Source organism: Vibrio sp. V19_P1S1T109 (genome assembly GCF_002241375.1).
GTDB lineage: Bacteria > Pseudomonadota > Gammaproteobacteria > Enterobacterales > Vibrionaceae > Vibrio > Vibrio anguillarum.
The window spans coordinates 1-4,906 of record NZ_NDIM01000364.1; the positions used below are offsets into that span (position 1 = coordinate 1).

The following is a 4,906-nucleotide window of genomic DNA, read 5'->3' on the forward strand; positions in this document are numbered from 1 at the left end:
TTCTTGTATAACTTTGTATCTTTTCAATGCATACGTGGTTGCAAGGAATTAAGATCAAAAAAGAAAATAAAGACTAAAATTCCAATAGTTACGACGATCAAAAAGGCCAGCATAATTCGCTGGCCTTCTCTTTTTAGTTAGCTTAGATTAACTATTGCGCAAAGCGGCGATGCGTTTATCAAGCGGTGGGTGACTCATCAATAATTCCGTCATTGAACGTTTACCGTTGATACCAAACGCCATCATAGAACCTTCTAATTGAGATTCTTGCCCCATTTTTAAACGCTCTAACGCCGCAATCATCTTGTGTTTACCCACAAGCTTTGCTGCACCTGCGTCGGCGTGGAATTCGCGATGACGGCTATACCACATCGTAATAAAGCTCGCGAGGAAGCCAAATACCAATTCCAGCACCATAGAGATGCCAAAATAAACCATCATATTGCTACCGCCACCCTCTTCTGAATCTCGAGACGACACGATGTTTGCGATAAAGCGCGATAAGAAAATAACGAAGGTGTTAACCACTCCTTGCATTAAAGTCATCGTAACCATATCGCCATTGGCAATGTGGCTCACTTCATGCGCCAATACCGCTTCGGCCTCGTCACGCGTCATGCTGTGTAATAGCCCCGTTGAAACAGCGACGAGAGAATCATCACGTTTAGCGCCTGTTGCAAAAGCGTTGATGTCCGGCGAATCATAAATTGCTACCGTTGGCATACCAATACCCGCTTGCTGAGCTTGACGACGCACCGTTTGCACTAGCCAATGCTCAGTTTCGTTACGTGGACTTTCAATCACCATTCCACCTACCGAGCGCAGAGCCATGCTCTTTGACATCAATAATGAAATAAATGAGCCGCCAAAACCAAACAACGCGGCCATGACGAGCAAGCCAGATAAACTGCCCGGCTGCATCCCCGTCACAGCATAAACAATATTTAATACAAGGCTAAGAACCAGAACCACCGCAAGGTTGGTTGCTAGAAATAACATGACTCGCTTCATTACTTATCTCCGAATGAAAAGCTTATTATGAGTGTAGGCTGCAAGCGACGCTAGCATGAACCTACACAATTTTTCATATACATATAGTCTAAGATTTGAAAAACAAGGTTAAGCGATAAATTGAAACATTTAATGTCTGACGCCGAGTTTTCTAAAATCTGTTATTGAACAGCAAGATGGTTAACCTACCCTTACAGCACGTGATGGGCAATTGAACTCATAAGACTTTGGTCGTATTGAGAGTCCCAGCTAAAGTGACTACATTGCATGGGAAACAGACATTTTCGACGGACAAAGGACAGCATAATGGCTGAAACGAGCAACTATCAAATGGCGATTGATTTACTGTGTTGCCACTTAGGTCTCTCTGAAGATGAAGCTAAACAACAATTGGGAATTGGCAGCACACCATCCGCGCAGCAACAAATATCTGACACGCAACAAGCACTGATGGGGCTGATGCAAGAAAAATAGCCGTTAGCAAGGCTGGCGAGAGTTTATGCTAGCTAAATTGAAACAGCGCCGCTCATGGCATCATGGGTGGCGCTGTTTGTTTGTGTTGCCTACAATGACCGTGATTAATCTCGCGGCGGCGCTGGCGATAGTACTTCGCGATTACCATTATGGCCGGGAGCGCTCACAATACCTTGTGCTTCCAGCTGCTCTACAATTCTTGCAGCGCGGTTGTAACCGATTTTAAATCGGCGTTGCACTCCTGAAACTGAACCTCGACGCGTTTCCACTACATGTTCAACCACTTGATCAAATAGCGGATCCACTTCTTCATCACTTTCCATCTTCTCACCGGGTAGCAAGGCTTCTGGTCCTTGGTCACCATAAGTGATCTCTTCTATGTAGTTCGGCTTACCGCGTGCTTTCCAGTTGTTTACCACCGCATGCACATCTTCATCCGAGGCAAACGCACCGTGAACCCGGATCGTGTGGCTAGAACCCGGTGGTAGATAGAGCATATCGCCCATACCGAGCAGTGATTCCGCACCACTTTGGTCCAAAATAGTTCTTGAGTCGGTTTTAGTCGAAACGGTAAACGCAACGCGGGTCGGAATATTCGCTTTGATTAAACCGGTGATCACATCAACCGATGGACGCTGAGTGGCCAAAATAAGGTGAATACCCGCAGCTCGAGCCTTTTGTGCCAAACGCGCGATCAACTCTTCTACTTTTTTACCCACCACCATCATCAGATCAGCAAATTCATCAACAACCACGACAATGTAAGGCAGTTTTTCCAGCAGTGGCGGTTCACTCTCCATACTGTCCCCTTCTCTCCACAAAGGATCGTGGATGGGGTGGCCAGCAGCAGCAGCCATTTTTAGCTTATCATTGAAGCCTTTGATGTTACGCACACCAAGCACAGACATTAATTTATAACGACGTTCCATTTCACCCACACACCAACGTAAAGCATTTGATGCGTCTTTCATGTCAGTCACGACTTCAGCTAACAGGTGAGGAATACCCTCGTAGATCGATAGCTCTAACATTTTCGGGTCAATCATAATAAAGCGAACGTCTTCTGGGCTCGCTTTATAAAGCATGCTGAGGATCATCACGTTGACCCCAACCGACTTACCTGAGCCTGTTGTACCAGCCACCAACACGTGCGGCATTTTGGCTAAATCCGCGACCAATGCTTCGCCTGCAATGTCTTGCCCTAAAACGATGGTCGTGGGTGATTTCGCTTCTTGGAATTGACGGCTTTTTATAACATCTGACAAATAGACGGTTTGACGACTCATGTTTGGCAGTTCAAGACCAACATAAGGTTTACCAGGGATCACTTCAACCACCCTCACCGCCATTGCCGATAAAGAACGCGCCAAATCCATCGATAGGCTAGAAATACGGCTCACTTTTACGCCTGGAGCTAAATCTAATTCAAAACGAGTGATAACCGGCCCCGGAAAGATATCAACCACTTGCGCTTGGATTTTGTAATCCGCGAGTTTAGATTCAACCAAACGAGCAACCTCCTCTAATGCCTCTCGGTCAATAAAGTGTTCACGCTTTTCTGGGTGATACAGAAGCTCTAACGTCGGTAGTGGCTCCGTCGGTTTAGGCAGGTTAGTTTCTTTTTGCATTAAAAATGGGTTTTGCTTGGCCGCCATATTGGCCTGAGCCGAAGACACCATGTTCTGAAAAGCCGTCACATCGCTATCTTGCTGGCCTAACGGTGGCTCGTCATCTTCTGACATCACATCAAGATCAGCAGCCAACGCTTGATCTGATTCATCTTCATCCAGCACATCCAAATTGGAAATAACCGGTTCAACACGCGACACATCAAGATCAACTTCTGTCATCGTAAGCGACGGATCGCTCACCTCTTCGTCCTCTGCCCATGCATATTGCTGAGCTTCTTGACTGGCATCGAGGTCGGCACTGGCTAATGCTTGATGCTCATTAGCTCTTTCATCTACCCAGTCTGCCGATGAAAGAGCAAGGTCATCCTCTTCCAACGCAACAGATTCTAACTCTTCAATCGTTGCACTAAGCTGCTTACTGCGATCAAATGGCGCTTCATCTGAGTGAGTTTCACTGAATTCAGGAGAAGTGTTAGCCTGAGTTTTGGCCGCTGGCATGTGAATATTAAAACGTCTTGGCGAGTGAGTCTGTTCCAGCTCTTCTTCAAGCTCTACCGCAGGCGTGTATTGCTCGGCCCCAAACGCATCGAGGGCTGATTTGACATATTCTTCATTTGGCGAACTAGACTCAACAACGGCTAAGTCTGCGGATGATGATTCAAGCGGCGACAATTCCATTGGCGACAAAACGGGCGCAATATCTTCATCTTTCTCACCACGTAATCGATTGATCAACGCAACGCCAAGAGAAATACTCATCGTGCCTAACCATTCCACGATGCTTAGCCAGGAGATACCCGTTAGCAGCGTAAAACCAGCGCCCCATAAAAAGAGCAATACTAGGGTTGAGCCTAGTAAATTAAGCGTTGGCAGCGCCAAACTGGTTAAGACATCCCCAATCACACCACCAGATGAAAAATACCAAATATCGTCAAAGTTGATATCCGCAAGACCACAACTGGTCAAAATCAAGATGGTTAAGCCGAGTAAACGCGTTCCCCACAGCACAAAATCAAGGGGTTCATTCTCTTCTCTTTTACGCAGAAAAACCCATGCTAGCACAGTAATCATGAGCGGTATTGGGTAGGCCAGCGATCCAAAAATAAAGAACAAGGTATCGGCAATCCATGCGCCAATAATACCGCCTGCATTTTCAATATCGCCTCCCCACGCGGTTTGCGACCATGAAGGATCGGCGGGACTAAATGTTAATAAAGCGATGGAAAGAAGCACAGAGGCAAGCACAGCGACAATAAGCCCGCACTCTTTCAGACGTTGCGATCCATTGAGGCGTGAAGACTGAGGCTCTTCGCTGGTCTTAATAATGGTCTCAACTTTATTTTGGTTCTCTTTGAACATAAACCTAGATTCTGATTAACGCCAACACTCAAGGTTTATTGCGGCTTGATGCGTTGGTTTGGGTGAAAACAGTCCGAGCGGCAAAAGCCGCTCGGTTTGTTGTGTGATTTAACCACATCAAGGTTAAAAACCCAATTGGCGAACGTCAGAATGTGGAAAGAAGTACCACTATTCAGACAATCTGGCGTTATCGAGTTTTGATAACCAACTGGTTACTTTGCTTCACTTCTTCCATCACAACATAAGTGCGAGTGTCATTGACTCCGGGCAAACGCAATAGCGTATCACCCAACAATTTACGATACGCCCCCATGTCAGAGACTCGAGTTTTGAGAAGATAGTCAAAATCACCCGAAACAAGATGGCATTCTTGAATGTCATCCAGTTTTTGAACCGCAGTATTAAACTGTTCAAACACATCAGGTGCACCG

At 46.1% G+C, this 4,906-nt stretch carries 4 protein-coding genes; 1 reads left to right on the forward strand and 3 read right to left on the reverse strand.

Annotated elements, in window-relative coordinates:
- Positions 1-147 precede the first annotated feature (147 nt).
- On the reverse strand, positions 148-1,011 hold the full coding sequence (gene htpX, locus B9J87_RS16890; RefSeq protein WP_013857168.1) for a protease HtpX: 864 nt from the start codon (positions 1,009-1,011) through the stop codon (positions 148-150).
- Positions 1,012-1,317: 306 nt separating this feature from the next.
- Here htpX and B9J87_RS16895 point away from each other — a divergent pair, with 306 nt between their 5' ends.
- Positions 1,318-1,485, forward strand: a complete 168-nt coding sequence (locus B9J87_RS16895) for a hypothetical protein (RefSeq protein ID WP_017041998.1) — start codon at positions 1,318-1,320, stop codon at positions 1,483-1,485.
- 104 nt (positions 1,486-1,589) lie between these two features.
- On the opposite strand, the gene B9J87_RS16900 is transcribed toward B9J87_RS16895, so the two are convergent.
- Complete coding sequence (locus tag B9J87_RS16900; RefSeq protein WP_094151850.1) at positions 1,590-4,475, reverse strand: DNA translocase FtsK; 2,886 nt, start codon at positions 4,473-4,475, stop codon at positions 1,590-1,592.
- Between the two features lie 187 nt (positions 4,476-4,662).
- On the reverse strand, positions 4,663-4,906 hold a 244-nt coding region (locus B9J87_RS16905), incomplete at its 5' end, for an Lrp/AsnC ligand binding domain-containing protein (protein WP_176429558.1).

Excerpts from the sequence above, each read along its gene's own strand:
- B9J87_RS16895 (WP_017041998.1), top strand. The coding sequence starts at position 1,318 with ATGGCTGAAACGAGCAACTATCAAATGGCGATTGATTTACTGTGTTGC.
- htpX (WP_013857168.1), bottom strand. The coding sequence starts at position 1,011 with ATGAAGCGAGTCATGTTATTTCTAGCAACCAACCTTGCGGTGGTTCTG.
- B9J87_RS16900 (WP_094151850.1), bottom strand. The coding sequence starts at position 4,475 with ATGTTCAAAGAGAACCAAAATAAAGTTGAGACCATTATTAAGACCAGC.